Origin of the sequence: Desulfosarcina widdelii (assembly GCF_009688965.1) — a bacterium.
Classification (GTDB): domain Bacteria; phylum Desulfobacterota; class Desulfobacteria; order Desulfobacterales; family Desulfosarcinaceae; genus Desulfosarcina; species Desulfosarcina widdelii.
Map to the genome: position 1 here is coordinate 5745685 of NZ_AP021875.1, position 25042 is coordinate 5770726.

The 25042-nt window shown below is 50.2% G+C and carries 21 protein-coding genes, 1 other RNA gene and 2 pseudogenes; 5 read left to right on the forward strand and 19 right to left on the reverse strand.

Annotated features, from left to right (window positions below; all coding sequences use genetic code 11):
• Positions 1-24 precede the first annotated feature (24 nt).
• Positions 25-237 (forward strand): annotated as a pseudogene (locus tag GN111_RS26385) (integration host factor subunit alpha); the annotation flags it as partial.
• A 30-nt stretch (positions 238-267) separates the two neighbouring features.
• Here the strand turns inward: GN111_RS26385 and GN111_RS26390 are convergent.
• From GN111_RS26390 to GN111_RS26440, 11 genes and pseudogenes are all read right to left on the reverse strand, one after another.
• Positions 268-507 carry a hypothetical protein gene (locus GN111_RS26390; protein WP_155306612.1) on the reverse strand — a complete coding sequence of 80 codons (240 nt, stop codon included), beginning with the start codon at positions 505-507 and terminating at the stop codon, positions 268-270.
• Between the two features lie 127 nt (positions 508-634).
• Positions 635-1393 (reverse strand): IS21-like element helper ATPase IstB, encoded by a 759-nt coding sequence (gene istB, locus GN111_RS26395; protein WP_155306512.1) that lies wholly within the window; start codon positions 1391-1393, stop codon positions 635-637.
• A complete protein-coding gene (gene istA, locus GN111_RS26400; protein ID WP_155306511.1) occupies positions 1387-2952 on the reverse strand; it encodes an IS21 family transposase in 1566 nt (521 codons plus the stop codon). Before istA ends, istB begins: the two co-directional genes overlap by 7 nt.
• A 241-nt stretch (positions 2953-3193) precedes the next feature.
• On the reverse strand, positions 3194-3670 hold the full coding sequence (locus tag GN111_RS26405) for a GNAT family N-acetyltransferase (RefSeq protein ID WP_155306613.1): 477 nt from the start codon (positions 3668-3670) through the stop codon (positions 3194-3196).
• Between the two features lie 302 nt (positions 3671-3972).
• Positions 3973-4263 (reverse strand): isoamylase early set domain-containing protein, encoded by a 291-nt coding sequence (locus GN111_RS26410; RefSeq protein ID WP_155306614.1) that lies wholly within the window; start codon positions 4261-4263, stop codon positions 3973-3975.
• Positions 4264-4683: 420 nt separating this feature from the next.
• Positions 4684-4887 (reverse strand): organomercurial lyase, encoded by a 204-nt coding sequence (merB, locus tag GN111_RS34515; RefSeq protein WP_170302474.1) that lies wholly within the window; start codon positions 4885-4887, stop codon positions 4684-4686.
• A 32-nt stretch (positions 4888-4919) separates the two neighbouring features.
• Positions 4920-5951 carry a hypothetical protein gene (locus GN111_RS26420; protein ID WP_197740429.1) on the reverse strand — a complete coding sequence of 344 codons (1032 nt, stop codon included), beginning with the start codon at positions 5949-5951 and terminating at the stop codon, positions 4920-4922.
• Positions 5948-7201 (reverse strand): hypothetical protein, encoded by a 1254-nt coding sequence (locus tag GN111_RS26425; protein WP_170302475.1) that lies wholly within the window; start codon positions 7199-7201, stop codon positions 5948-5950. Before GN111_RS26425 ends, GN111_RS26420 begins: the two co-directional genes overlap by 4 nt.
• A 97-nt stretch (positions 7202-7298) precedes the next feature.
• Positions 7299-8034: pseudogene (locus GN111_RS26430) on the reverse strand (IS5 family transposase).
• Between the two features lie 117 nt (positions 8035-8151).
• Positions 8152-9360: a hypothetical protein gene (locus tag GN111_RS26435; RefSeq protein ID WP_155306615.1), complete on the reverse strand. Its 1209-nt coding sequence runs from the start codon at positions 9358-9360 to the stop codon at positions 8152-8154.
• A 79-nt stretch (positions 9361-9439) separates the two neighbouring features.
• Positions 9440-10303: a serine/threonine protein kinase gene (locus GN111_RS26440; RefSeq protein WP_155306616.1), complete on the reverse strand. Its 864-nt coding sequence runs from the start codon at positions 10301-10303 to the stop codon at positions 9440-9442.
• Between the two features lie 980 nt (positions 10304-11283).
• Here GN111_RS26440 and GN111_RS26445 point away from each other — a divergent pair.
• The 4 genes from GN111_RS26445 to GN111_RS26460 all read left to right on the forward strand — a co-directional run bounded on the left by GN111_RS26445 (position 11284) and on the right by GN111_RS26460 (position 16415).
• Positions 11284-11823 (forward strand): hypothetical protein, encoded by a 540-nt coding sequence (locus tag GN111_RS26445; protein ID WP_155306617.1) that lies wholly within the window; start codon positions 11284-11286, stop codon positions 11821-11823.
• A gap of 966 nt (positions 11824-12789) precedes the next feature.
• Entirely contained in the window at positions 12790-13953 is a 1164-nt protein-coding gene (locus GN111_RS26450) for a hypothetical protein (protein WP_155306618.1), read from the forward strand.
• A gap of 849 nt (positions 13954-14802) precedes the next feature.
• Positions 14803-15102, forward strand: a complete 300-nt coding sequence (locus GN111_RS26455; protein WP_155306619.1) for a MerR family transcriptional regulator — start codon at positions 14803-14805, stop codon at positions 15100-15102.
• Between the two features lie 77 nt (positions 15103-15179).
• Positions 15180-16415, forward strand: coding sequence for a tyrosine-type recombinase/integrase (locus GN111_RS26460; protein ID WP_155306620.1), 1236 nt, complete (start codon positions 15180-15182; stop codon positions 16413-16415).
• A 98-nt stretch (positions 16416-16513) separates the two neighbouring features.
• Here GN111_RS26460 and ssrA read toward each other — a convergent pair.
• The 8 genes from ssrA to ald all read right to left on the reverse strand — a co-directional run bounded on the left by ssrA (position 16514) and on the right by ald (position 24855).
• Positions 16514-16866, reverse strand: a transfer-messenger RNA (tmRNA) gene (ssrA, locus tag GN111_RS26465).
• A gap of 445 nt (positions 16867-17311) precedes the next feature.
• Entirely contained in the window at positions 17312-18034 is a 723-nt protein-coding gene (locus tag GN111_RS26470; RefSeq protein ID WP_155306621.1) for an ABC transporter ATP-binding protein, read from the reverse strand.
• Entirely contained in the window at positions 18035-19264 is a 1230-nt protein-coding gene (gene livM / locus GN111_RS26475; protein ID WP_155306622.1) for a high-affinity branched-chain amino acid ABC transporter permease LivM, read from the reverse strand. It lies immediately after the preceding gene.
• Complete coding sequence (locus tag GN111_RS26480) at positions 19248-20159, reverse strand: branched-chain amino acid ABC transporter permease (protein WP_155306623.1); 912 nt, start codon at positions 20157-20159, stop codon at positions 19248-19250. Before GN111_RS26480 ends, livM begins: the two co-directional genes overlap by 17 nt.
• A gap of 108 nt (positions 20160-20267) precedes the next feature.
• Positions 20268-21404, reverse strand: coding sequence for a branched-chain amino acid ABC transporter substrate-binding protein (locus tag GN111_RS26485; protein ID WP_155306624.1), 1137 nt, complete (start codon positions 21402-21404; stop codon positions 20268-20270).
• 28 nt (positions 21405-21432) lie between these two features.
• Entirely contained in the window at positions 21433-22197 is a 765-nt protein-coding gene (locus GN111_RS26490) for an ABC transporter ATP-binding protein (RefSeq protein WP_155306625.1), read from the reverse strand.
• A 71-nt stretch (positions 22198-22268) separates the two neighbouring features.
• The gene (locus GN111_RS26495; RefSeq protein ID WP_155306626.1) at positions 22269-23003 is read right to left on the reverse strand and encodes a FadR/GntR family transcriptional regulator; all 735 of its coding nucleotides are present in this window, start codon (positions 23001-23003) and stop codon (positions 22269-22271) included.
• A gap of 736 nt (positions 23004-23739) precedes the next feature.
• The gene (ald, locus tag GN111_RS26500) at positions 23740-24855 is read right to left on the reverse strand and encodes an alanine dehydrogenase (RefSeq protein WP_155306627.1); all 1116 of its coding nucleotides are present in this window, start codon (positions 24853-24855) and stop codon (positions 23740-23742) included.
• Positions 24856-25042: the final 187 nt, after the last annotated feature.

The window sequence follows — 25042 nt, forward strand, 5'->3', positions numbered from 1 at the left end:
GGAGCGGTTGAGTAGACGCTTACGGTGGAAACACTGCTTGAGATTATCAAATCCACGCTGGAATCGGGCGATGATGTGCTGGTTTCTGGATTCGGCAAGTTTTGTGTCAAGCATAAGTGGGCGCGTAAGGGGAGAAATCCAGCGACGGGTGAATCTGCAATCCTTCCAGCAAGACGCGTGGTGACATTTAAATGCTCCGGCCAGTTGCGGGCAAAGGTGAATGGCTCAAAGAGTTAACACTCTCGGATTCTAATGGTCCAATGCCAGCTACTTACTTTTTTTCCTGAGAATTGTTTTCGGGGGGCGTTTTTTGGCCTTTAGAAAGAGATCTGTTCCGTCCTTAACCACGGTAAAAAGGGCTGTTTTGTCCAAATCCATTGCATCGACCAACTTCTTCGGAATAATGAGACTGCCGCGGCTGTTAATGCCGACCTCATTATTTGTTTTCCTCTTCTTGCGTTTAATATTTACCGCCGAAACCTTGTCCAAAGCCACCAGTGCGTTCAAGTATGCGTATTCCGCTCAAACTGACCAGTCATTCCGGAGGAAAGTGACCACCCGTTCCGCTTTATTGTGACCAGTTGTTCCGCTGCAAACTGTCCACCTCATCGGAGCGAAGCGACGCCGGTTTTCCCTACCTTCCAGACTTGGCGGATTTCGTCAAGGACGAGCGGATTTTTCGCATGGATTCTCCTTTCAAATTTATCTTGTGGGCGTTGTGAACGAGGCGGTCCAAAATGGCATCGGCCAGGGTGGGATCGCCGATATGCTCGATCCAGTTTTCGACGGGAACCTGGGTGGCGATGATGGTGGAGGAGATCGACTGGCGATCCTCCAGCACCTCTAAAAGATCCCGACGTTCCGGGTCGGTCATCGGGGCGATACAAAAATCGTCGATGATCAGGACCTTGACCTTTGACAACTTGTTCATCAGTTTCGGATAGGAGCCATCGGCCCGGGCAATGGCAACTTCCTGGTAAAGTCGCGGTGCCCGCTTGTACATGGAGGCAAAGCCGTTGCGGCAGGTGCTGTTGGCGATAGCACAGGCCAGATAGGTTTTGCCGACACCGGTGGGCCCGAGGACGATCGCGTTCTGGGCTTTCTTGATCCAGTCGCTGCCGGAGAGCCTGACCACCAGGGATTTGTCCAGGGCGCGGGGCGTCTTGAAGTCGATATTCTCGATGCAGGCGCTGTCCCGGAGCCTGGCAGTTCTTAGCAGCCGGGTCATGCGCCGGTCCTCTTTAAAGGTCCATTGCCGGTCCACCAGCATGGCGAAGCGGTCTTCAAAACTCAGTTCATTCAGGTCCGGCTGCCCCAACTGCTCGGTAAAGGCGTTGGCCATGGCGGCCAGCTTCATATCGTGCAGCTTGTCCAGCGTCTGTTGCGTCAGCATGAGCGGTCCTCCTTCTGCCGGTAATAATGAGGTCCTCTGATATTGGGATGGACGGCAGCCGGGCGCCGATTTCCTGGTGTTGTCAGCGGCTGCCGGTCAAGCCCGTTCTTCAGGATCGATTCGACATTTTTAAACGTATAGGCGCCGATGGCCACCGCCCGTTCACAGGCCTTTTCAAGGCGCTGGGGGGTATAGCGTTTGCCCAGGCGCATCACCCCCAGACAAGATCGAAAGCCCTGTTCCGGATGCTGTTTACGCTCCATAATCTCCGTGACCACGCGCTGGGTGCATGGGCCGGTCTTCCCCGCCCAATGGATAATCCGTGAAGGGGTCCACTGCAGGTGTCGCTGGTGGGCCTTGGGCATGTGTTCGGCAAGGGTGGTGTGACCGTATTTGCGGTGGCTTCTGGCATGACTGGCGACCCGGCGGTTTTTATGGAAGATCGCGATGGTGGTGGCAGTCATGCTCACGTCGAGTTTCTTGCCCCGCAGCTGGTAAGGCACGCTGTAATAGTGCCGGTCCATCTCCACGTGATAATCGATATTGACGGTCGCTTTTTTCCATTGGGCGAACTCGTAGGGGTGGACAGGCAACGCGGCCAGCGCCGGACGGTCGATGGTTTCGAAAAGGTGCTCCCGGGAGACTTTCATTTTCTGCAAGGGGCGCTGATTGAATATAATCAACTTCTCACTTATCGCCTGATTGAGTTCTGCCAATGAGAAGAAACGGTGGTTCCTCAATGCCGCCAGTATCCAGCGTTCGACGATCAATACCGACGACTCCACCTTGGCCTTGTCTTTGGGTTTTCCGGGCCTTGCCGGAATGACCGTGATGCCATAGTGCCGGGCCAGGTCCAGGTAGGTGGGATTGACGTCGGGTTCGTAGCGGCACGGGTGGGTGACGCCGCTTTTCAGGTTGTCGGGCACCAGGATCTGGGGAACCCCGCCGAAGAACTCCAGGGCGCGGATGTGGGATTTGATCCAGTCGGGCAGTTTCTGGGAAGCCGTGGCTTCGGCATAACTGTAGTTGCTGGCCCCCAGGGTGGCGATGAAAACCTGGGCTTCCAAATCAACCTTGCCGGCATCCGGGTTATAGATGGGAACCGTCTGACCGGCATAATCGATGAAAGCCTTTTCCCCGGCGCGATGCTCCTGGCGCAGGCTGACATCCAATTGCTTGCGCCACTTTTGATACAGTTCGCAAAAATAGCTGTACTGGTATCCGTCGGGGTTGTTCTGTTTGTATTCGTACCACAGCAGCTGCAAGGTGACGTGCTTCTTTTTGAGTTCCTTGAACAGGTAATGCATGGGCGGCATGACCGACTTGTCAGATGCCGCCTGGGGGGCGTTGGCATAAAGGCGTTGTTCAAGACGGGCGTCATCGATGTCATCGGGAAGCGGCCAGGTGATCCCGGCCTGCCTGGCCATCTCCAGGTACTTTCCCACAGTGACGTGGGAGATGGCGCAGCTTTTGGCGATATTGCGGTTAGTCAGCTGGTGGTCGAATTTGAGCCTGAGCACTTCTTTGAGTTTTCGCATGGATAATCGGTCCTTTGCCATTGATCCTCCCCAAAATAGAAATGGGAAGGATTACCGAAAAAAGTTCGATTGATCCAGCGTCGGCTCACCCGATGAAGGTGGTCACAATGAAGCGGAATCGGTGGTCACAATGTTCCGGAATGGGTGGTCACAATCCAGCGGAATCGATGGACAGTTTGCAGCGGAATGAGTGGTCACAATGCGGCGGAATACGCATTGTATTTTCTTCCTTTAAAATATTATATGGTTAGATTCTGTAAGACTACTTTGAGGCAGGCTTTTGATAAATGATGAAGCCATACCCCAAATTGGGGTCTATGTTGGTTTTTAAGCTCACAGTGAAACCGTTGTGTTCATAGAATCTATGGTTCCGTTTTGAATAATCTGGAGTTTCAAGCAGCCAAGGTGATCTATCTGGATACATTTTCATCACACCATTCAGAAACTCGCTACCTATTCCTTTTCCGATAAAATTGCTGCGAAGGAAGATCCCATAAAGTTCGTAATGAGATGGATGCTTTTTGACGATGCAGCCACCGATAATATTACCGTGAAAAACACATTTAAAGTAATCATGCTTCCTAATCCATCGAACATGTTCTTCGAGTTGATCGTGGCCAGGGGGACCACCTGGTAGTGCATTTTCTGGCTTATACCTTTCGTCATCAAGGAAAGCAGATATTGCCGCTGACCGTAGTACTTCAATATCAGAGTCTAATACCTTTTGTATCTCAATCATATCGTGTTGAATTTAAAACCGTCTCAGTTGGATTTGCCATCCGCTCCTGTAAATCCGCGTTAAGTCCTGAAAACCTCTATCATGTCCCGATGATCCAGGCCGTCGAACGGGCCTTTGAATGCCTGCCTAGGATGCTTGATAGGGTAAAGGTCCGTGAATCATGCCAGTACCGAACCAAGTTTTCGTGTTGTATTTTCTACCGCAGCAAGGACCAACAATCCCATGGAAAAAGGTGACACGCAACAGTTGTTTTTCGAAATGGGTGCATAATGGACTGCTAAAATCAGAATATGTTTTCCGAGTTAAACAATCAGGCTTACAATACTGTTGTACGTTCCAAAACAGTTCGGACATGTTTGTTCATTGGCGGGATCTACCATCCAATAGCCGTCGACCATGAACTTGTATTCGTATTTCCCTGTCGGAAGTGCGAGTTGTTTTCGCCACTTTCCGTTCCCAACGTTTTTCATTGGATGTGCCCCGACATTCCAGTCATTAAAATTGCCTACCAAGTGAACTTCTTTTGCCTCGATATCTTCTAATGTAAACGTAATCTTCCGCCTTTTATTCTTCTGTTTGTTCGTTTTATCCATGATTCTCCTCCTCGTTATAGAAAATCTGGGTTCAATGCACAAATGGCAATCCCTAAAAGTCAAATTCCGGATTCTGACAATTTATGGGTCTTTGGTAACCATAGGAGTAAAAATAGATATCCTAAATTTTTACAGCAAGCGACATGCCAAACTGGCAAACCCTCAAATGAATCGATAACTGGCTAAAATCGTATATTTATATCATCAATCCGTGGCAATATTAATCAGAGATTACATTCTTCGGGTGTCAGTATTTTTTACAGAATGGTTAAATTGATGTCATTTACGGCAAGAGAACCCATGAAAAAGAAAGAGTTTGTCCATATGGTGAAGTAGGATGATGCGTCAGACTATCTAAATGTCTCATTATGGATCAGGGGCATTCAGGTTCACGAGCATCATCAATATGGATGATGACCGCTAATACACCTGCACCACCTTCTTCGGTGTTACAGTGAGACGGATGGCGATCTCTTTTCCCGCCGCAGGGCAAGAAGACGCTACGATTACAGTCTGCTTGAGCAACACCGGCAGAAACAAGCTATTCCAGACACACCAGGTCCATAAGGTATGATCGTTTATCACGAACTGATGGGTTTGCCTGGTCAGGCGTTTTTTTTGCACAGGTCCTGTGGAATGATGAATTGGGGCCGCTTTTAGTTTAAGACCTTCTTTCTGTCAATTCCAAGGAAATCGCATAGTACGCCTATGATGCCTTGAGTGTTCGAGGATAGTTTTGACGGAATGGGAACAACAGGGGCGAAGGCGGCTGTCTCGAATTCTATGGCCGCAGAGAACAGAGATCCATGTACTGACCCTTTTGAGAAGAACTCAGCAAGGGCCTCGGCGGGTATCTGCTCCGCTTGCCTGTTCAACTCGTCAACCACTGCTTTTCCAGTACTGGGGGCGATCCCGGCCACCTCTGTCAAACCAGCAGCAAGTCGAGTTAGCCGTGTAGCATATGCTTTTCCAGAATCGCCATATCTGAAACCTTCACATAGCAACTGGAATCGATGCCTATTATCCAAAGCAGAATAATCCTTGAGCACGAAATCCATGGCAATCGCAAACATTGAAATAATTGCATAGGCAAGTCGTAAGAGTGTTGGCTCAGAATTGTTACGCGATGAGAGTTGCTCCAAAAAAAACTGTATATCATTTATGTACGCATTGCATCCGTCAAACCGAAGGTCTGTAAGTACTCGAGATTTTGCCTCTTCGTACCGACCTTTCCAATCACCACCAATTTTGCCGAGGGAGGCATGGTCAGCTTTTGTGAGAAATTCCTCTTCTGAAATTCTTTCAATTTGGATTTTAGCACTGCCTTGTAGACGAGCCAAGAATGAACCATCCAAAACGCCAACCTTATGAGTCAAACCGAATTCTCGGACATCCGCGCGAGAATCTGTCGTCGCAACGATACAATTATCCATACCAAGTGTATCCTTTAGACCTCTAACCCAGAAAATCCTTTCTAGGGCTTGTGGTGTTTTCTTGTTCTTTACATCAACATTTGTCCTTTGTCTTGCGAGTGCCGATGTTTTCGCGTAGAGCCAGAGGTCAACGTCGGTTACGTCAAACGAGTGATAGCGGAACTTCACTCCTCGTAAAACGAAATATCCAAGATTCAGAAAGTAACGACGTAGGCTTTCCTCCATCGCCGCTCCTTTGTTGGTTTTTCTTGTCATCTCTTTAATCCCCCTGTTCTAAGTTCAGTCAGCAGATTACCGACTCCCCTTTTTAATGGATCGGTTATATTCTTCCTAATGATTACACGGTTCGATTCTGGTCCTGTATAATGATTTACTGCAGCGCTCGGTAATTGAGTGATAGCCTCAGACGTTGCGTCACCTTCTTGAATGACCGCAAGCGCAAGCCGCCCAACGTCACGTTTCAGTAGCCGCATGATAAACATTGAGCCAGAACTTGGTTTAACCTCAACAACACCACGCGATTCCAAGGCTTGATAGTCATGGCCTATGGCAGTAGCAGGCCCAACCCATGACCCAGCGATAAGTTTGTTCATAAGGGCGGAAATCATTTGAATCCGACCACGTCCAAAAGCACTTATTGTCATACCGTAGGTAAGCGAACTGACAAGGGCTTTAGATAGATCAAATGCGTCATCGGCGATGGTTGATGTAAATTTGGAGAACGCAGCAGGGCGAGTAACGAAGAAATGACTTCCAGATTCATTACCGATTTTGTTCACGTCGTACAATCCGATGGATTGAAGTTTGTTAAAAAGTTGTCTGGTTACGACCGTGTGAGCCTGCTTCAATGTAATACAACCTTGTTTGGCAAGAATGTCATTTAGCTCACGGAATCGCTGAGTTTCGGTAGTCCCCATTGTTTGTATGACGGTGTTGATCTTGTGAATTTCATCGGCTCTGAACAAATTGCCGTTGAAAACTAAGCGCTCGCCTCGACTATCATTCTCGGCATCAAAAAAGCCTATGCATTCTCCCTTCATAACCAAGTCTTTTGCGTCTGATGTTTTAAGCCCGAAGGTATCACTAGTAAACTGAACTAAGTCATTTTCAGAAACCGGACTTTCCGAGACATTTTCAGAGATATCAATAACCGCATTTTCCACAGAATCGGGCGAGCCTTCTTGAAAAATAGTAGATGTGTGATCGAGCACAGAGTGAGTACTTAGTCCAAGGACTTCTACTGTGTCCAACCCTTGTTGTATAAGTTTTTGCCTTTCTAATTCTGCAAGGACGGCCGGTAGCTCCGAACGCGGGCTGAGACCGTTAGCTTTGGCAAGAGCATCGACCCTTGTTCGCGACATTGTGGCCTGAAAGGATGCTGCAATGCCAGAAAGCATTAGCCCACATTTGCCAGCAAAAGCCAATTGATCAAAGTCTTGAGAAGTCACTACCTGAAGCTTCCGCGTATGATGAATGATCCAAGCGCCTTGAGTTTTTTTATCCATATCCGTATCCCATTGGTATCATCAAAACAGCAAAAATGTTTTCATTAATTTAGAGAGCATCTCAAAAATAACGTAGCAGGATGACAATGCATCCTAGTTACAACATGCCGAGAAAACAATCAGCATGATATTCCCAACGAGTAACCAGTCTTCTGAAATTATGCAGCCAGGAGAACAAGCGTTCCACTTCCCATCTGACCGATAAGGTTTCAATACCAGTCCGTCCTGGGTTTTAGGCTTCTTGCGGTTCGTCTTGTGCGGACCGATAAGCTCGGTTCCATACTGCTGCCGAAGACGTTGGTCCAAGGGATCGCTGTCATAGGCTTTATCGCCAATCAAGCGCTCAGGCGGCGGGCTGACAAACCGACTTTCGATGGTGGCTTCCACCAGCTTCACTTCGTGGGGTGAAGCGCTTTGTATGTCAATGGCGACAGGAAGGCCAAAAGCGTCTGCGATTGCCATGATCTTCGTCCCTTTGCCACGCTTTGTAGGGCCGACACAATGACCCCTTTTTTTGCGGGGGTGAAGCTGCCATCGATAAAGGTTTCTCGAATATCGATGCCCCCGCGCTGGTAAAGATCCTCGCCCAGTTCGGTCAGGATCTGTTTGAACACCCCCTGCCGAACCCAGGTCTGGAACCATCGGTGACAGGTTTGATGTGGGGGATACCGTTGCGGCAGGTCTTTCCAGGGTGCCCCTGTTCGCAGCACCCAAAGGATGCCGTTGAGAACCTCTCTTGGATTTTTCCGAGGACGACCTCTTCCGTCATGTTTGCGTTGAGGGGATGGAATTAAAGGCTCTAACCGGGTCCATTGTTTGTCTGTGAGGTCCATCCCCAGTATATGCTATATTTTTGAGCATATGTCTAGATTTATTTTTGAGGTAGCCTCTATATATCGCTCTCCAACTATGCTTGATAAGGTTGGAAACCGTTAAATAATCAATAAATTTTATGCCAGAGCGCTCCACCGTCGCCTTAGGGTCGGGCCTCTCATGGAGTCAAGAAGAGCTAATGCAGCCCGATTGACGTCAATTGAATCCGAAAAGTCTCTTTGTTGTCCGCGAATCCCCGCTACTACTAAGGTCCCAATAAGGTCTTCGGCTTCGTTAAGCAAAATATCATTTGCAGTACATGTTTCGTCATAACTTTCATGTTGGAGCGCCCGTGTCTGGCCTCGCAGGGCATGTAGGTAGTGCCGGAAGGCAAGCTGTTCAGAGAAGCCGACAGTGGTAGGTTGCGGTCCTTCAAAGAGGTGTTGCACATAGCCTCCATCAAGTTCGGGGGCGGGCGTCATACTCGCGAGGAGATTCTGTCTCTGTGCAACATCTAGAAACGGAATCTTGTATTCTGAAAGCGCTTGCGGGCAGTAATACCACGTTGCACGCTGTCGAATCTCCTCGTCGTAGGAACTGCGAAATTTGTCCGGTGGGAACGAGCGAACGTTCATCCAAGTTCCTGAACAAATGGCGTTCGCTTGAACAACGCTGGCTGATAGCATCTGATGATTACAGTAACCGAGAATCACCTTGGCTCGCAAAAGGCGAAGGCCTGCGACAAGATCGAGAACATTCGCGAGCCAATTGGGATCCCGAACTAGATAATCGCCTTTCGGATGTTCACAGACAATGTAGTATCCATCTGCCCCCCAGCCGGGAGCAGCCTCTAGTAATGATGCGATGTGATCCTGATTTCGGGTCGTGTCAGCGTCGAGCGCGATTGTGGTTAATACAGGTCGACCACTTGCGATTTCCCGCCCAACTTCAAGAACGGCGCGCTCGGTTTCAATCCAAGCGTCATCTACCGCCGTAGCCAGAAGTCCAGGAAGGATAATTTCGTTGGTACCGATAGCGTTGTTCAAGTCTATTAGAGTCCGGAGCAAGTCTTGGAGAGCATCCCCCTGGAAGAAAGCACCTGTCTCATAGTCAGAGGGCCAGTAGCAATGAGAGCAGAGTCTTTCGTGATCCGCGTGCGGAAGATAGAATTGGGGGTCCAGAAGAACCCGGCCACCATCAACGCCAGTTATTTCTGATGACAGAGTATTTAGTTGCTTGTCACTCATATCCCGCGGGCTCAGGACGACAGTGCCGCCACCCCAGGCAGAGATCAGGTGCCGGCAGTGCTGCATCATGCCGTAACCAAACTGTAGATAGAGTTCCATTACGCGCCTCCTTGAATATAGGTGTATCTGCCGTCGCCAGTGATGAGTAAACATGCCCACATGAAGATATAGATCCATTTCATTGAATTCCCTCTTTGTCGCAAATCTCCTTGATCCATTCATAGGCTTCCCTTGCACTTCGTGGACGATGAATGCGGTGTCGCTGTGTAAGGGTTGAAATCAAATCTGAAAATTCGCCAGTCGAAGGAAATGATAATTGCAGACGAGGAAGGTTCCCCTTCTCGACTCTTCGGAGGATTTCGAGTACATCGCGTGCGCCCGCACGAAAGGGGTTGGTACCGGTGGCGCATTCAAAGATGGTGACACCAAGCGCAAATAGATCTGCTCGTCCATCAATCTCCTGCTTGATGTTCCGGCACTGCTCCAGTGGTGCGTAGCCCCAAGTCACGTTCCCAAAAGCATTAGCGGTGGCCGTTAGTGACTCAAGACCAAGGTGCCTGGCTATACCGAAGTCAATAAGCCAGAAATCCCCAACCCGGTCGAGAATTAGGTTTTCCGGCTTCACGTCTCGGTGAACGATATGGACATCCTCAGCAGCGGCGAGAGCCTCAGAAACGTGCAGTGCAAGACGAAGAAGGAGCGGAATGTCGAACGGTCCGTTTGATAGTCGTTCACGTACGGTGGGTCCCTGGATGCGTTGTTCTCTGAACCAGAAGCATGTTCCGATATGAGTGTTGACGGTTCCACAGCCCAGGATTTTGGGGACGCGGGCAGACTGGACCTGCGTGACCGCGATGATCTCGCGCTCGGTGCGCTTTATGTCTGCGTTCGGGTGCATGAGCTTCAAAACCACGTCGCCATCGTGTGGATGCAAGGCGGAGAAAACTTGTTTCTGGCCACCTTGCGAAAGAGGCCGGATGCTCTGGAGATCCGAAAACTGCCTTGCAAGCCAGGTGATCGTTACTTTTGATTTCCCGATCATTTCCCCGACCCCTCATGCCTGGGCAGATCTCCAAGCCCAGTCGTTGAGCATCCATGAAGCATAGGACCGCGGCAGTCGCGTGGATACACTATTCACTTCCCTGACTTTTCCCCTATCGAATGAGCACACTCCTATTCCGTGTCGCTTTGCATCGACAAGCTGTCGCTGGGATGGCAGACGGGGAACAAGCACATAGGACTTGGAAGCGAACCACGTATTCAACAGCGCCTGATTGAGAACCGAAGCCCATTTCCCTACCTTCGCTTCAACAGCGATGATTTTGGTTGCAGCAAACGACCGGCGTAGCGCAAAAGGGGCCCAAGCAGAACCAACTGGCCAAATCATTCCTGCGTTATGGAGGCGACCTATGCTTCCAGCCGCACGCTTTCCAAAATAGGCAACAAGTTTATCCTCTCGTGCCCTCTTGGAATGGTGTAAAAAGTGCATGAGGCGGAGGTCACATGACATGAGGGATCCGCGTTCGGATCGCCAGTCGTGTGTAATTTCCTCTCGCCAAACAACGATAACGAGATCTGGGAATCCTGACTCTAATTGAGGCTCTCGGAATACTGTCGCTCGACAGCCATTAGGGATGCTAAGGGGCATTGCTTGAAGGAACGACTCGACTAAATCTAGCTCGGGACCAGGACGCGTCTTCCGGAAGCGAGCTCCAAGATTATCGATAGCTGAATCGCTTTCAACGAACTGCATGCGGGAATCGCAAGCGATCGATTTCACAACCTATCTCCTATAAACGTGATAAGTCCATTGGGTTCAATAGTCATTCGGTTTCCCAATACATCAAGCTAAACACACCTTTGAGCATTCCTGGCCGTTGATTTTCAGGTAAATTTTCCCCGAAATTTGATTTCCTAAGTGTATTCGGGCAAACTTGCCTTATAATTATTTGAATTTCGTTGCAATTCCAGCCAACACAATTTTTCATAAAAAATCAAGGTAATTCGCCGCAGGACCACGGATTGTTCCAGGCAATCCACCGCCATCCTTGCGGGGAGGAGATCGCCGGCCATTTGTCCCGGCACTTCACCTGGTTCGGACCGCCGCTGTTCATCAAGCGGGACAACGGGGGCAATCTCAACCACTGGGCGGTGAACGACCTGCTGGAAGAGAACATGGTCATCCCCATCAACAGCCCTTTTAATACCCCCAGCTACAACGGGGCCATCGAGCACAGCCAGGGGGAGTTGAAAGGGTGGTTGCGCAAATGGGAAGATACCGCTACATCCAAAAGGGAACTGGCCCTGCAGGTTGATAATGCCGCCCATGCATTGAATCACAGACCCCGGCGTAGCCTGTCCGGGAGAAACGCCTGCCGGTCTTATTTTTGTGCTGACCGGTTGCGATACACCAGACGCCAGCGAAAGGAGGTTTATAACTGGATCCGGGACTTGGCCGTTGACATATCGGCAAGGTCCGGCAAGAATGAAATCTGTCCCACCGCCTGGCGCGTATCGGCCAGGAAATGGATGGAGAAGCACCGGTTGATAATCATCCAATAACCGGAAGAAGTGTTACCCAATTTTTTCCTGAAAAATTGTCATAATTAGCGATGCAGCACACATAACGATGGGTCTATATCCCTGCGATAAGCTTATGTTCTCATTCTCGTTGACAGGTTTTAAATAATCGCGAAGCATTTCCATAGTGAAAAAAATCCTTATTCTTGCTCCGGCTATAGTGGATTTCAGGGTAATTTAGTGAATTATGGTTAGATCGTGAGGCTCATAATCTTCATCCCATAGGAAAAATCATGGTAACCCGGTGAGAACGTGGATTTCTTTAATGTCGGCAAAGGGAAGGGCGTTGATAGTCGGGCTGTGTTGGCTATCTTGAGGGATCTGGTGACAAGATCTGAATATCTCTGGCCACCGCTTAGAGGTAGCTTCCGGTAGCAATTTAATCGCCAGAAAGTGGGGTTTGAAGAGATTTATGTGCCAGGGCACATGGAATCCAACTTGGGATCTGAAATCCATACTAATAGGGGCAAAAATGTGCAAATTTCAGGGTCTTTAGATGCCGTTTTCTGCATTTTTTTGGGGAACCCTAAACCACTGGTTGTTTATATAGCCCACCAATCTTCATGATTCAAATATCGTAATGGGAATAAAGCAGCTTTCATCCATGGGCATTAATGGTACAATTGCGGAATTCGAAATAGCAGACTTTCCCAGATCCATTGCATACTTGATTTTGGCGATGGCGGACATACCGTCATCCGGATGGTTTTAATTGAACCGAACAGCAATATTTTATTCAGGTACGCAAGATGCTCGTGGTTTGTGGCAATGCGAACCAATTGACCGAAAGGCCTATCCGTGTAACGGCTTTTTCAGCACCGACTATGTCTAGTTTAAAATATTGTTGAATATCAGTGGGCAAGGAGGTACTTGTATGGCAAAAAACGCTTCGACCTCTCAATCAATTAGAAATAAAATGCCGTCTAATCTCTAAACGCATGTTTTGAAATGTATTTATATATTTCTAAAAAAGATATAGAGTGTTTAATACCATCATCGGTGCTCCTATTTGAAGATCAGCATGGAAAAACAAGCCTGCCTAACTCCATTCCTATACCGGATATCATAATTAAAAAGTCCAAGGCCTTTAGTGTACCTGAGTTTTTAAAAACCATGGTAGAATCAGTTCGAGAGGCTGACGAGAAGCATCATGTCCGTAGCATGAAAGTCTTTATAACGAAAGAGGCAATTGATTTACAATCGGAAGCAATTGTAAATTCAATTGTAAGCCTATTGAACGAGGATATAAACTTTACCGATTATTGTCTGGCTATACTTTTGAAACCAGACAAACATTTTCTACGCGAATTAATTTTTGTAATCGAGGATAGACAACTTAGGGATGCAGTTCGAAGAAAACTTTCGCGAAAAAAGGATTGGTCAAAGTTCAGGAAACTTACCTTTGTTCTGGATTGTCTTGATTTGGACCTTGATCGCAATGCCATTTGCAAAAGGCATTTTATTCATCAAAGCGCCTATCCGAAATATCTCAAGAACTTTAGTAAAGAATGTGAGCAGGAACTATGCAAGCGGCTGCGGAATATTCAAACCGATCAATATGGAAAAGAGGTGGCAATACTTTTTAGCAAATCTAAAAGGCTTCAAGTTTCGATCGCCGTGTTAAAGAATGCTCACCGAAAAGGTTTTTTCTTGGAGTCATATTCAGCTGATTTTCAATTGTCCCATGTCATCAAAGATCTTGAAAGTTTGGCTGCAGCGCTCGATTATTACGGTCGGCTTTTTCCATACATCACCCACTTAGTTCCAGACAGGAAATTAAATGACTTACATCCAAATAGAAAATCTTCATCAAAAGCACAGCGGTTAAAAGGAAACAATAAACCCGCTCGTTTAACCATATCGGAACTAAAAAAAGAGGTTGGCAATGATTATGCTTATTTATTGAAACTGATTCAGAAGATCCAATTGCTGAAAGGTTCTATATTTCCGATATCGAAACTGCGAGATTTTTGGCCATTCGATTATTGGGACCAAGTTTTTTCAGAAAAAGCGCCTGCTCACGAAATAACTCTCGAAATACTAAGTGATCATTATGACGTCGGCATGGACCGGTTGCGCCAGGTCCTCACCAAATCACCAAGGTGTAAGTAAGAGCCTTCAATAAGTTAAAATTATCCTACGCGTCGACAGCAGCACTCTCCCTAAATCCATTAATCATGGGTGGTACCTCGCCGTTCATTTTTCCACGCATTAGACACGCCGCAGACCCCGATTTAAAAAATACTGTGTAATCTGAGCCTGCGTTACAGACTATTCAACGTCTTTAAAAAGCAAAGTACATCATTCTTTTTCAAATTATATAAGCCTATTGCGCGCTTAATTTTGTAACTGTAGCTTTAGAGCAAAGTTAACCGTTTCTTATGTTGGGATTCGCAAAATCAATAACAAAACGTTGGAATGGATCATTAAAATTAGCCTCACCAATTAAAATTTTGTGTGGTGGGGCATAGATTGGGCATGGGCCGCCGTTTTGGCAATCCGAAAAATCAGTAGGAGAGATCCCATGCTCAAAAATAAATGCAGGTACAGCCATGTACTCAGTATTTAATCGAACCGATGAATTGACTTACATAGTTTCAAAGAAAGATCTCAGAATATTCCAGAATTCTGTTTTCAGGAGAGCGCAAACACAAAAGGATCGTCCGGGAAAGATCCGAAAGCCGGTGCAGGTTGTGATCAACGGTGAATTCTTCATATTCAACAGGAAGCAGTGGAACAAGAGCAGACTATTGGCACTGGATTTCTTGAGATTTTGTGATGGCCTACCTTCTTTATACCGGTGGGAGCGAAAAACGCGGCACAATATACTGAAAAGGCAATCAAAGCTAAGAAATCAACGCATCATCAATGATGCCAATGCTATCGGCGAGTCAAACCCCTTTGAGAGATATTAAATATGGCTTTGCAGCCGGTATGTTCATCGTTTTTTGATATTCACTTATGGACAACCCCAAAAAAACACAACCGCCGTTTGAACTGCTGACAATGGATGAGTACGCAAGACGTCTGCAGGTGGGAAGGACAACCATTTTTGAATGGAAAAGCAGCGGCAAGCTCATTCCCCAGCAGCACTTCATTCAAAAAGGACGGGTGATCCGTTTTATCTGGGAGCTTGAGACCATCAGATCGTTGCACGAAATTGACACCCCCGATTCCGAAGACGTGAAGCCGGCATCTGTCTACACGGCTGAAAAGGGGAACTATTCGTCTATAAAGTCCGCAATAGATCTTAACTATTGAATAATGCAGGATATTCTTGTATACTATTTGTTACGGACCGTCAGACAGGAAGGGGGGATGTGTATAGGGAGATTACAATGGCGACCATTTTAAATTTTGATAAAACCCACTCGATGGCAACCGAAAGGAAATCGGGGGTGCTCAACAAGCCCGGGTCCAAAAAATTATACACGGACCTCAGGTATCACGGGCAACGAATCGTCAAATCGTCCGGATTGGATGATACGCCTGAAAACCGGCAAACGCTTTACGAGTGGGTGGACCGGCAAAAGGAAAAAATTGCCAGCGGAACGTTTGTATTTGCAAAGGCTTTTCCTGGTGCTTCTGCAAAAGAAAAAGCCTTTTATGCACAGCTTGAGGGTCGGGATTACAGTCCGGAACCGGAAAATGTATTGTTTGGGGATTATGTCGCAAACTGGAAAGAAAGATTCATAGGGGATTGCAATTCCGTAACAAAAAAAAGAGATTATGAGCAGATCATCGAATATTGGCTGGTTCCCCATTTTGGTAACCGTACTTTTTTCCAACTAACCGGTGTTGCGCTGAAGGAGTTTATCCAAACCCTGGTTTTTAAGGATGGGAAGAAGCAAGGCCAACCTTTGTCAGGGTCAAGGATCCGCAACATCATGATTCCCTTGCGGACCATCTGGGATGATGCCTGTGAGGAACATCGCTGGAATCTCTCCGACCCCTTTGTTTATTTGAAAAAATACTTGCCCGCTAGGTCAAAAAAACATCCTGAGGTTTTCCGTTTTGACGAATGGGTGCGGGTTATGGATCAAATTGACCCGTATTATGGACCTATCGCCGAAACGATGATTATGACCGGCATGATAGGCTCGGAGATGGCGGGGCTTCGCAAGGAAGATATTCATCAAGATCGTATTGTCATTCAGAACTCCATCGTCAGGAATTTTGAGAAGTCTGATCTTAAGAACGAATATCGAAAACGAAGTCTGCCGATTACCGAAACCCTGCGCAGGCGTCTTGATGCTGTACTCAGCAGGTCGAACGGGGACTATGTGTTTACGATGAAAAGTGGCCGGAATTTTGATGTTGATTCGTTTCGTAAAAACCCCTGGACCTCGGCTTTTGAGAAAGCCGGTATCGCCTACAAAGTGCCATACACCACGCGGCACAGCTTTGCGGCATGGTCTTTGACCATCGGCGTTGATATCGGGCGGTTGGAGAAGTTAATGGGTCATGCCTCAAAACAGATGCTTTACGAAGTCTACGGAAAATACCGAGAGGGTCTTGAGACGGACGCGGGGAAGATTTTGGATTACTTTGGCAAAGATTTTAAAAGGTTATGAGGACCCACCACCCAATCTTTCACCAAAAGCATGGTGAAAGTTATGGTGAAAGTCGCACGGTATAGATGGTTAAGAAGTTGATATTAATGACAAAAAAGTGGTGGAGGCGGCGGGAGTCGAACCCGCGTCCGAAAATATTCCACACAAATCTCTACATGCTTATCCTGATCTCTAAGTATCGCCTCTGCCAGTCTCCATCAGGCAGGGTACTGCAAAGGCTATCCTGCTAAGAGTTCGCCGCTGCTGTAGCAGGCATTCAGCAGTGGCTATCCCACTAGTCGACGCTCTATCCAAGTCCGCGGGAAAAACGAGGTAGAACGGTAGCACTAAGCTGCTACGGCGTAGTTATAATCGTCTGCGATTATGTTTAGGTCCCGCCAGTTTTACGAGTTGACAGGAACTCGGCATGCAATCGGTGCTTCTTTATCCCCGTCGAAGCCGTTTCGCCCCCAATTTGTTAAAGAACAATTTGAATGTATATTAATTCACGGGCAGGGCAATGTCAATTCAAACAGGTCATCGAAACCGGGGGGCCGTATTTGGGAATCTGAAGGTTTGACAAGTGTTTCCAAATTTTTAGCGATCAGTCGTCAGTGATCGGTGAACGGTTGCTGCGCGGGCCGGGGCCATATCCTTTTTGATTCCCCCCTCACCCTGTCCCTCTCCCCCAGGGGGGCGAGGGGACGCACGCCAACACTTACTTCGGACGGCCTGGAAATGAATCCCTGGATCCCGGATCTTCGCTGCGCTGCGTCCGGGATGACGAGACCGGGTAATGCAAAACGCCCCTGAAAGCCCTTCGATAAATGGTTTCAGGGGCGCTGCAAAATTTTTTGGTCGTGGTATCTTTAAACGCAGATATTGGCTGGAATGGGACGTTTTGGAATAGGTCGCGGTTATTCGCCCAGATAAGCCTTCCGAATTTCCGGATTATCCATCAATTTCTTGGCATCATCCTCCAGGGTGATGTTGCCGGTCTCCAGCACGTACCCCCGCGAGGCGGCCTGCAAAGCAAGGTTAGCGTTCTGCTCCACCAGCAGGATGGTCGTGCCGTCTTTTTTGTTGACGTCCGTGATGATATCGAAAATCTGCTGCACGATCAGCGGGGCCAGCCCCAGCGAGGGCTCGTCCAGCAAAAGCATCTTGGGGCGGCCCATCAGGGCCCGGGCGATGGCCAGCATCTGCTGCTCCCCGCCGGAAAGGGTGCCGCCATGCTGTTTATGGCGGTCTTTCAGGATGGGAAACAGATCGTAGACATATTGCCGGTCCTTTTCGATTTCCTGATTGTCCTTGCGGAAAAAGGCCCCCAGGGTCAGGTTCTCGTCCACGCTCAGACGCGGGAAGATGCGCCGGCCTTCGGGAACCTGGCAGAGCCCGGCTTCAGGTAGGGCTTCGGCGGCCGTGCCGTGAATAGCCTTGCCGTTGTACCAGATTTCGCCTTCGTCGATGGGAATGACGCAGCAGGTGGTCATCAGGGTGGTGGATTTGCCGGCACCGTTGGCACCGATAATGGCCACGATTTCCCCCGGGTAGACCTTGAGCGAGATTCCCTTGAGGGCCTTGATGCTGCCGTAGCTGGAATAGACGTTTTTCAGTTCGAGAATCGGTTGATCGGCCATCTATCCCTCCTCCTCTTCGCCCCGTTTGCCCATCCGCTTGGCCGGGATGAGGCCGGCGGGCCTGAACAGCATCATCACCACCATGGACATACCGAAGACCAGCATGCGGTAGGTCTCGAATTCGCGGAAGACTTCGGGCAGCACGATCAGAGCCGCGGCCCCCAGCATAACACCGGGGATGGAGCCCATGCCGCCCAGAACCACCATGCTCAGCACCATGGCCGATTCCAAAAAGGTGAAACTTTCGGGGCTGACAAAACGCATGCGGGCGCAGAAGAAGGCCCCGGCCAGACCGGCGAAAAGTGCGCCCATGGCATATGCCAGCAGCTTGAGCATAAAGGTGTTGACGCCCATCAACTCGGCGGCGGTTTCATCCTCGCGGATGGATTCCCAGGCCCGTCCGATTCTGGAAAAGTTCAGGTTTCTGACGGAAATCATGGTGATGATCGCCAGTGCCAGGGCAATGTAATAGAGGTAATGCAGCTTCTTAAGATAAAACATTTCGAAGGAAAAGCCGCCTTCGAAACTGGGAATCAGGATGCTGGGTGCCTTGACGCCCAACAGGCCATTGGGGCCGTTGGTCAGTTCCATCCAGTTATTGAGCAGGATGCGCACGATTTCCCCGAAGCCCAACGTCACGATGGCCAGGTAGTCGCCGCGCATGCGCAGGGTGGGATAGCCGATGATGCACCCGGCGACCAAGGCCAGGGTGGCCGCGAAAGGCAGGCAGATCCAGAAGGACATCCCGTAGTGCAGGTTCAGCAGGGCGTAGGTGTAAGCCCCCACACCGTAGAAGGCGATGTACCCCAGGTCCAGCATGCCGGCCAGCCCGATGACGATGTTCAATCCCAATCCCAGACAGATGTAAATCAGTACGTTGGTGGCCACATCCTGGGCATAGCGTCCGGTAAATTGCGGGTATGCCAGGGCGACAACCAGCAGAATCCCGAGCCATACCCAGGTGGGAACTTTTTGCGAGGCTTTTGCAAAAAGGGATTGACGAATGTTGCCCAGCGGCGTGCTGACAATTTCCAGACTGCCGCTTTTGTTCATCAGATACAACAGCAGGCAGATGGTGAGGCCAACGGCGATGTATAGCCAGACCTCGAACGTATTGGCAAAGGAGAGGGTCCCGTCGGGGTGAATCCCCATTAGAGGCCATAGAAGGCCCAGCAGCCACAGCAGGCCGATGGTGTAAGGCTTCCAGACTTTTTTAAACTCTTGTATCATCGATATTCTCGCCCATGATTCCAGTCGGTTTGAAGTAGAGCACGGAGATCAGGATAATAAAGGCAAACACATCTTTGTATTGACCGGATATGTAGCCGGCTCCGAAAATCTCCACCATGCCGATGATCAATCCCCCCAGCATAGCTCCGGTGATGTTGCCGATGCCGCCCAGTACGGCTGCGGCAAAGGCCTTGATGCCGGGTAGAAAGCCCATGTCGTAGCGCACAGATCCATAATAAAGGCCCACCATGATGCCGGCGGCGGCAGCCAGGCCGGCGCCGATGGCAAAGGTCAAAGAGATGATCCGATTGGCGCTGATGGAAACCAGGCTGCTCATGATCTTGTCCTGAGCGGTGGCTCGCATGGCCATGCCCACCTTGGTCTTGAACACCAGAAGGTTGAGCACGATCAGCAAAAAAATGGTCAGGCCTACGATCATCATTTGCAGGTAGCTGATGGTGACCATTCCGAAATCAAGACCGCCCTGGAATAGTTCGCTGGGGTAGGCCTTATCGTAGACGCCCTGGGTCAGCATCAGTCCGTTGGAGAGAAAAATGGACATACCCAGGGCCGAGAGCAGGACGGCTAGCCGGGATTGCCTGCGCAGGGGCTTGTAAGCCACCTTTTCGACGCCCATGGCAAGAAAGGCACAATAGACCATGGTGAGTACAAAAGCCCCGGTCAGGCACAAAATGGGGTAGCTTTCCATGTACCCGTTGCCGGCAAAGTAGCTGAGCAGGATTACCCCGACATAACCGCCGGCGGCAAAAAATTCACCGTGGGCGAAGTTGATCAGTTGGATGACGCCGTACACCATGGTGTACCCCAACGCGATCAGGGCATAGAGCCCCCCCAGGGTGATTCCGTTGATCAATTGCTGAATGAAGTATTCCATAGAAATCGCTTTTTACTTGAGCGGAACGTTTGCGTTGAAGCCGGATACGACCCGGCAACGATGACTGCCCTGCCTAAAAAGGCAGGGCAGTCGATTCGGTATCCCTATTTACTTCAACAGGCCCTTTTCAGGAGACCAGTAGGGAACGAACTTATCGCCAACGACTTTATAGGCGATGTAGGACGAGCCGGAGTCTCCGTTGGCCTTAAATTTGACGTGTTTTGCCACGCCGGGGAAGTCCAGCTTCATAATCTCGGCTTTAACTTTGGCTGAATCGGTAGAACCGGCGGCCTTGATAGCCTTGAGCAGCACGGTGGCCGCGTCATAGGCGTAGGTTGCGTAGGCGGCGATGGGGCCGTATTTGGGTACATAACGCTTTTCAAAGGCCTTGTACTCGGGGGTGGTGGTGTCGGTGAAGCCGTAGGTCAGGTAAACGCCATTGGCTGCTTCCTTGGCCACTTCCATATACTTGGGCTGAAATACCGCGTCCTGGGTGACGATCTGAGACTCAAGCCCCATGCGTTTGGCTTGCAGCGTCATCAGGGCGGCAGGAGAAAAGCCCTGGAGAGACATGTAGAAGATGTCCGCATTGGCGGCTTTCGCCTTGGTCAGCACGGCGGAGAAATCCTTGTCGCCCTGGTTGACGTGGTCGTGCTCGACGACCTTGATGCCCAGTTCCTTGGCGGATTTGGAAACGCCGTCTGCCAGCCCCTGGGAATAGGTGGTCTTATCATCCACGATGAAGACGGTTTTGGCTTTCAGCTGATCTTTGAGGAATTGGGCGGCCGCCGGTGCCTGATCGTCGTCACGGCCGCACATGCGGAACATGTAAGGCAGGCCGCGGTCGGTGACTTTTTCGTTGGTGGAGGCGGGGGTGATCATGATGATGTCTTCCTCATCCAGAGTCTCGGAAGAGGGGATGGTGGAAGAAGAGCAGTAGGCGCCGATGACACCGACCACTTCCAGGTTGATCAGCTTGTTGGCGGCGGCCACGGCCTGTTTGGGGTCACAGGCGGTGTCCTGGGGGAACAGTTCGATCTTGTCGTAGCCAGGCATTCCGCCGGCTTCTTCAAAGACTTCGATGGCGGTCAGCACGCCGTTTTTGATGTCGGTACCGTCAGAAGCATAGGGACCGGTGAGCGGGCTCATGGAACCGATTTTCAGGGTTTTCGCGGTTGCCGTTCCCATCAGGAAGGGGACGACCATCAGGCCAAATACCAGTGCAACGAACAGTTTTCTTCTCATTTGATGCTCCTCCTAGTTGTGGTGTTTTTTAACTTGCCGGCTGACCGAGGTAGGCCTCGATCACCTGCGGGTTGGACTGAATTTCTTCGGGCGTTCCTTCGGCGATCTTAACGCCATGGTCAACACATACAATCCGGTTGCACACGCCCATGACCACTTTCATATCGTGCTCAACCAGCAGCACGTCGATGCCCAGTTCGCAAATGCGTGAGATATCCTTCATCAACGCCGAGCTTTCCGAAGGGTTCATGCCGGCGGCCGGTTCGTCGAGCAGGATCACTTTGGGCTGAGAGGCCAGTGCCCTGGCAATCTCCAGGCGGCGCTGCAGTCCGTATGGCAGGTTGGAGGCTACCGTGTCGGCATAGGCATCCACACCCATGAGTTTGAGCGCGTCCAAAGCCCTGTCGCGGATGGACCGCTCTTCCCGGCGCTGGGAGACCGTGCGGAAGATGGCACCCACCACCCCTTTTTTGGAGCGGCAGTGCCGGGCGACCATGGCGTTTTCCACCGCCGTCATGGCCGAAAACAAACGGATGTTCTGGAAGGTTCGGGCCACGCCTTTGGCGAAAATTTCATGGGGGCGTTTGCCCAGAATGCTTTTGCCCTCAAAACGGACATCGCCCTTACTGGCCCTGTAAACGCCGGTGAGCACGTTGAAGACCGTGGTTTTCCCAGCCCCGTTGGGACCGATTAGGCCGACGATTTCTCCGGAGTTGATGGAAAAGCTCAATTCGGACAGGGCCACGAGGCCTCCGAATCGTACCGTGATGTTGTCCAGTTCTAAATGCGCCATAACACCTAACCGTTATTCTTGAATCGTTTTGGACGTTACGACCCGCGAACCTGCCGCAGGTTCAATCTGTATCATTCTTCCTTCTGCCGATCGCGCATTTCCATGTACCCGCTGAACCGCAGAATGTGGTTGCGTGCGATGTCGCCTGCCTTATACGCATCCCCGTCAATTGCCGCAGCCGCCAGATTTTCTAGATCCTGCATGTTTTCCCGCATTACCGGCTCTTCCATAACGAGATATTCGTCATAGTAGCGTCGTATGTTTTCGTGAACCGTCTTGAGAATCGATATATAGATTGGATTGCGGGTTTTACGGGCGAAAAACAAATGCAGATTTTTGTCGGCGGTGAGAAAATCGGGCACGGCTTCGACCCCGCGGGCCACGCATTTGCGGGCGACATCGAGAAGCCGTTGCAACTCCTTTTTGTCCTGTGCCGTCATACGCTGTGTGGCCAGAGCGACCATATCGCCTTCCACCCGCTCGCGGAATTCGGCGATATGCCTCAAGGATACCTGGTGGGAACGGATCAGAAGGTCCAGGCTTTCGGAGACCAGATCCGGGGTGACCGCCTTGACGACGGCGCCGCCGCCCATACCCAGCTTGATTTCGATGAGCCCTTTCTGCTCCAGAACCCGCAAAGCTTCACGCAGGGTGCTGCGGCTGGTTTCCAGCATCTCTTTGAGTTCGCGCTCGGCCGGCAGCCGGTCGCCCACCTTGAGCTGCCCCTGGATAATGGCCTCCTGAATCTGTTCGACCACATCCTGAAATATACGGTTTTGTCTGGCGGCACGAAACAAGGGGGTCATCGCCTGTCAACTCAATATTGTCATGGAAATTCAGTATCGATGTTTCCCTGCAACCATGGGATCGAAATCTGGTTTAGGAATTTTCCGAATGGTCAGACCATTTATAGTAAATGCTTTTAACTGTCAAGCTGAATTTTGTTTCCAAATGGCGTTTATTTTCTATTGTTCTGTCGGTATCGGCCTTGAAGCAGAATACATAGTATTATCAAATGGTGTGCCAGATCGTTCTTGTTTTATGATATTCCATTAAAATCAATTTGTTAAAAATAGTATTCGGAGGGTCGGCATACGAATTTGGCTTTCATTTTTGTCGTTATAGGTCTTGTAATGTTTCAAAATTGTTGTGGTAAAGGCTTACGGATTTGACGGTTGGTGGGGATGGGTCGGGGTCAGTCGGATTTTTTTAAGGCTTTGATCGGACTCAGATGTGAGAAGGGCAGGGCAGTGTGTGTGAAAGATTTTAGGTTTCAGAAGATTTGTGGCGGGTGCGACCGGATCGAAATCGGGATCGAAATCGAAGGCAAAGCCACCCATTCGATCCCGATCCCGATTATTTCAGTCTTGAGCTTTGATGAAATCCCAAAAAATCGAATTTAGTCCATTGATGTCATTCCCGCGCAGGCGGGCGCACGCAGTGAAGCTTTAGCGCTATCCATTGTTTTTAAAAAGTTATAGATTCCCGCCTAAGCGGGAATGACATGTCTGGAGACTTTTTACGAGATTGTCAGCTATACGCTCAATTCAGCAATTCCTCGACGGGCGTATAAATCAACCCGAAGGCCTCAGCCACAGCCTTGTAAGTCACCTTGCCGTCGATGACGTTGGCGCCCTTTTTGATCTCCTCGTTGGCCTGCATGGCCCCCTTCCAGCCCCGGTTGGCAATCTGCAAGGCATAGGGCAAGGTGGCGTTGGTCAGTGCCAGCGTCGAGGTCTTGGCCACCGCTCCGGGCATGTTGGCCACGCAGTAGTGCACCACCCCGTCGATCACGAAGGTGGGATCGTTGTGGGTGGTGGCCTTGGAGGTCTCGAAGCAGCCCCCCTGGTCGATGGCCACGTCCACCAGCACCGAGCCGTTCTTCATGGTCTCGAGCATGTCGCGGGTCACCAGCTTGGGCGCCTTGGCCCCGGGAATCAAAACCGCCCCGATCACCACGTCGGCCTTTTTGACCAGCTTGCGGATCGTCGCCGGGCTGGACATCAGGGTGAAGCAGTTGGCCGGCATCACGTCGCTTAAATAGCGCAGCCGGTCCAGGTTCATGTCCAGCAGGTACACCTTGGCCCCCAGACCGCAGGCCATCTTGGCCGCGTTGACCCCTACCACGCCGCCGCCGATCACCACCACCGTGGCCGGCTCCACGCCGGGCACTCCGCCCAGAAGAATGCCGTGGCCGCCCTGGGTCATCTCCAGGTACTTGGCCCCTTCCTGGATGGCCATGCGCCCGGCCACCTCGCTCATGGGCGTCAGCAGCGGCAGGCTGCCGTCGGCCTTCTGGATGGTCTCGTAGGCAATGCACACGGCCTTGCTATCGATCAACGCCCGGGTCTGGGGCTCGTCGGCGGCCAGGTGCAGGTAGGTGAACACGATCTGCCCCTCCCGGATCAGATCGTACTCCGGCGGCAAAGGCTCTTTGACGTGCATGACCATGTCGGCCGCAGCGTAAATCTCCTTGGGGGTGGCGACCATTTTGGCTCCGGCCCGGGTGTAGGTGTCGTCGGTAAAGCCGCTGCCCGCCCCGGCATTTTTCTCCACCAGTACCTCGTGCCCGCTCTTGACCATCACCTCCACGCCCGCCGGGGTCATGCACACCCGGTTCTCCTCCGACTTGATCTCCTTGAGTATTCCGACAATCATGTTTCCTCCTTTGTTGAGAATGACCTGAGCGTTGGGGCAGTCAGGTTTTCGAGTTATTCCCGGATTCTCAGCAAGATGTCTGCCAATTTTTGGAATTCAGGGAGGCGATTGAATCGTATCCATTTGTTGAAGAAGATGCATGTGGTTAGAATTCATAAAAAAGGAAATAAATCTAATGACTTGATGG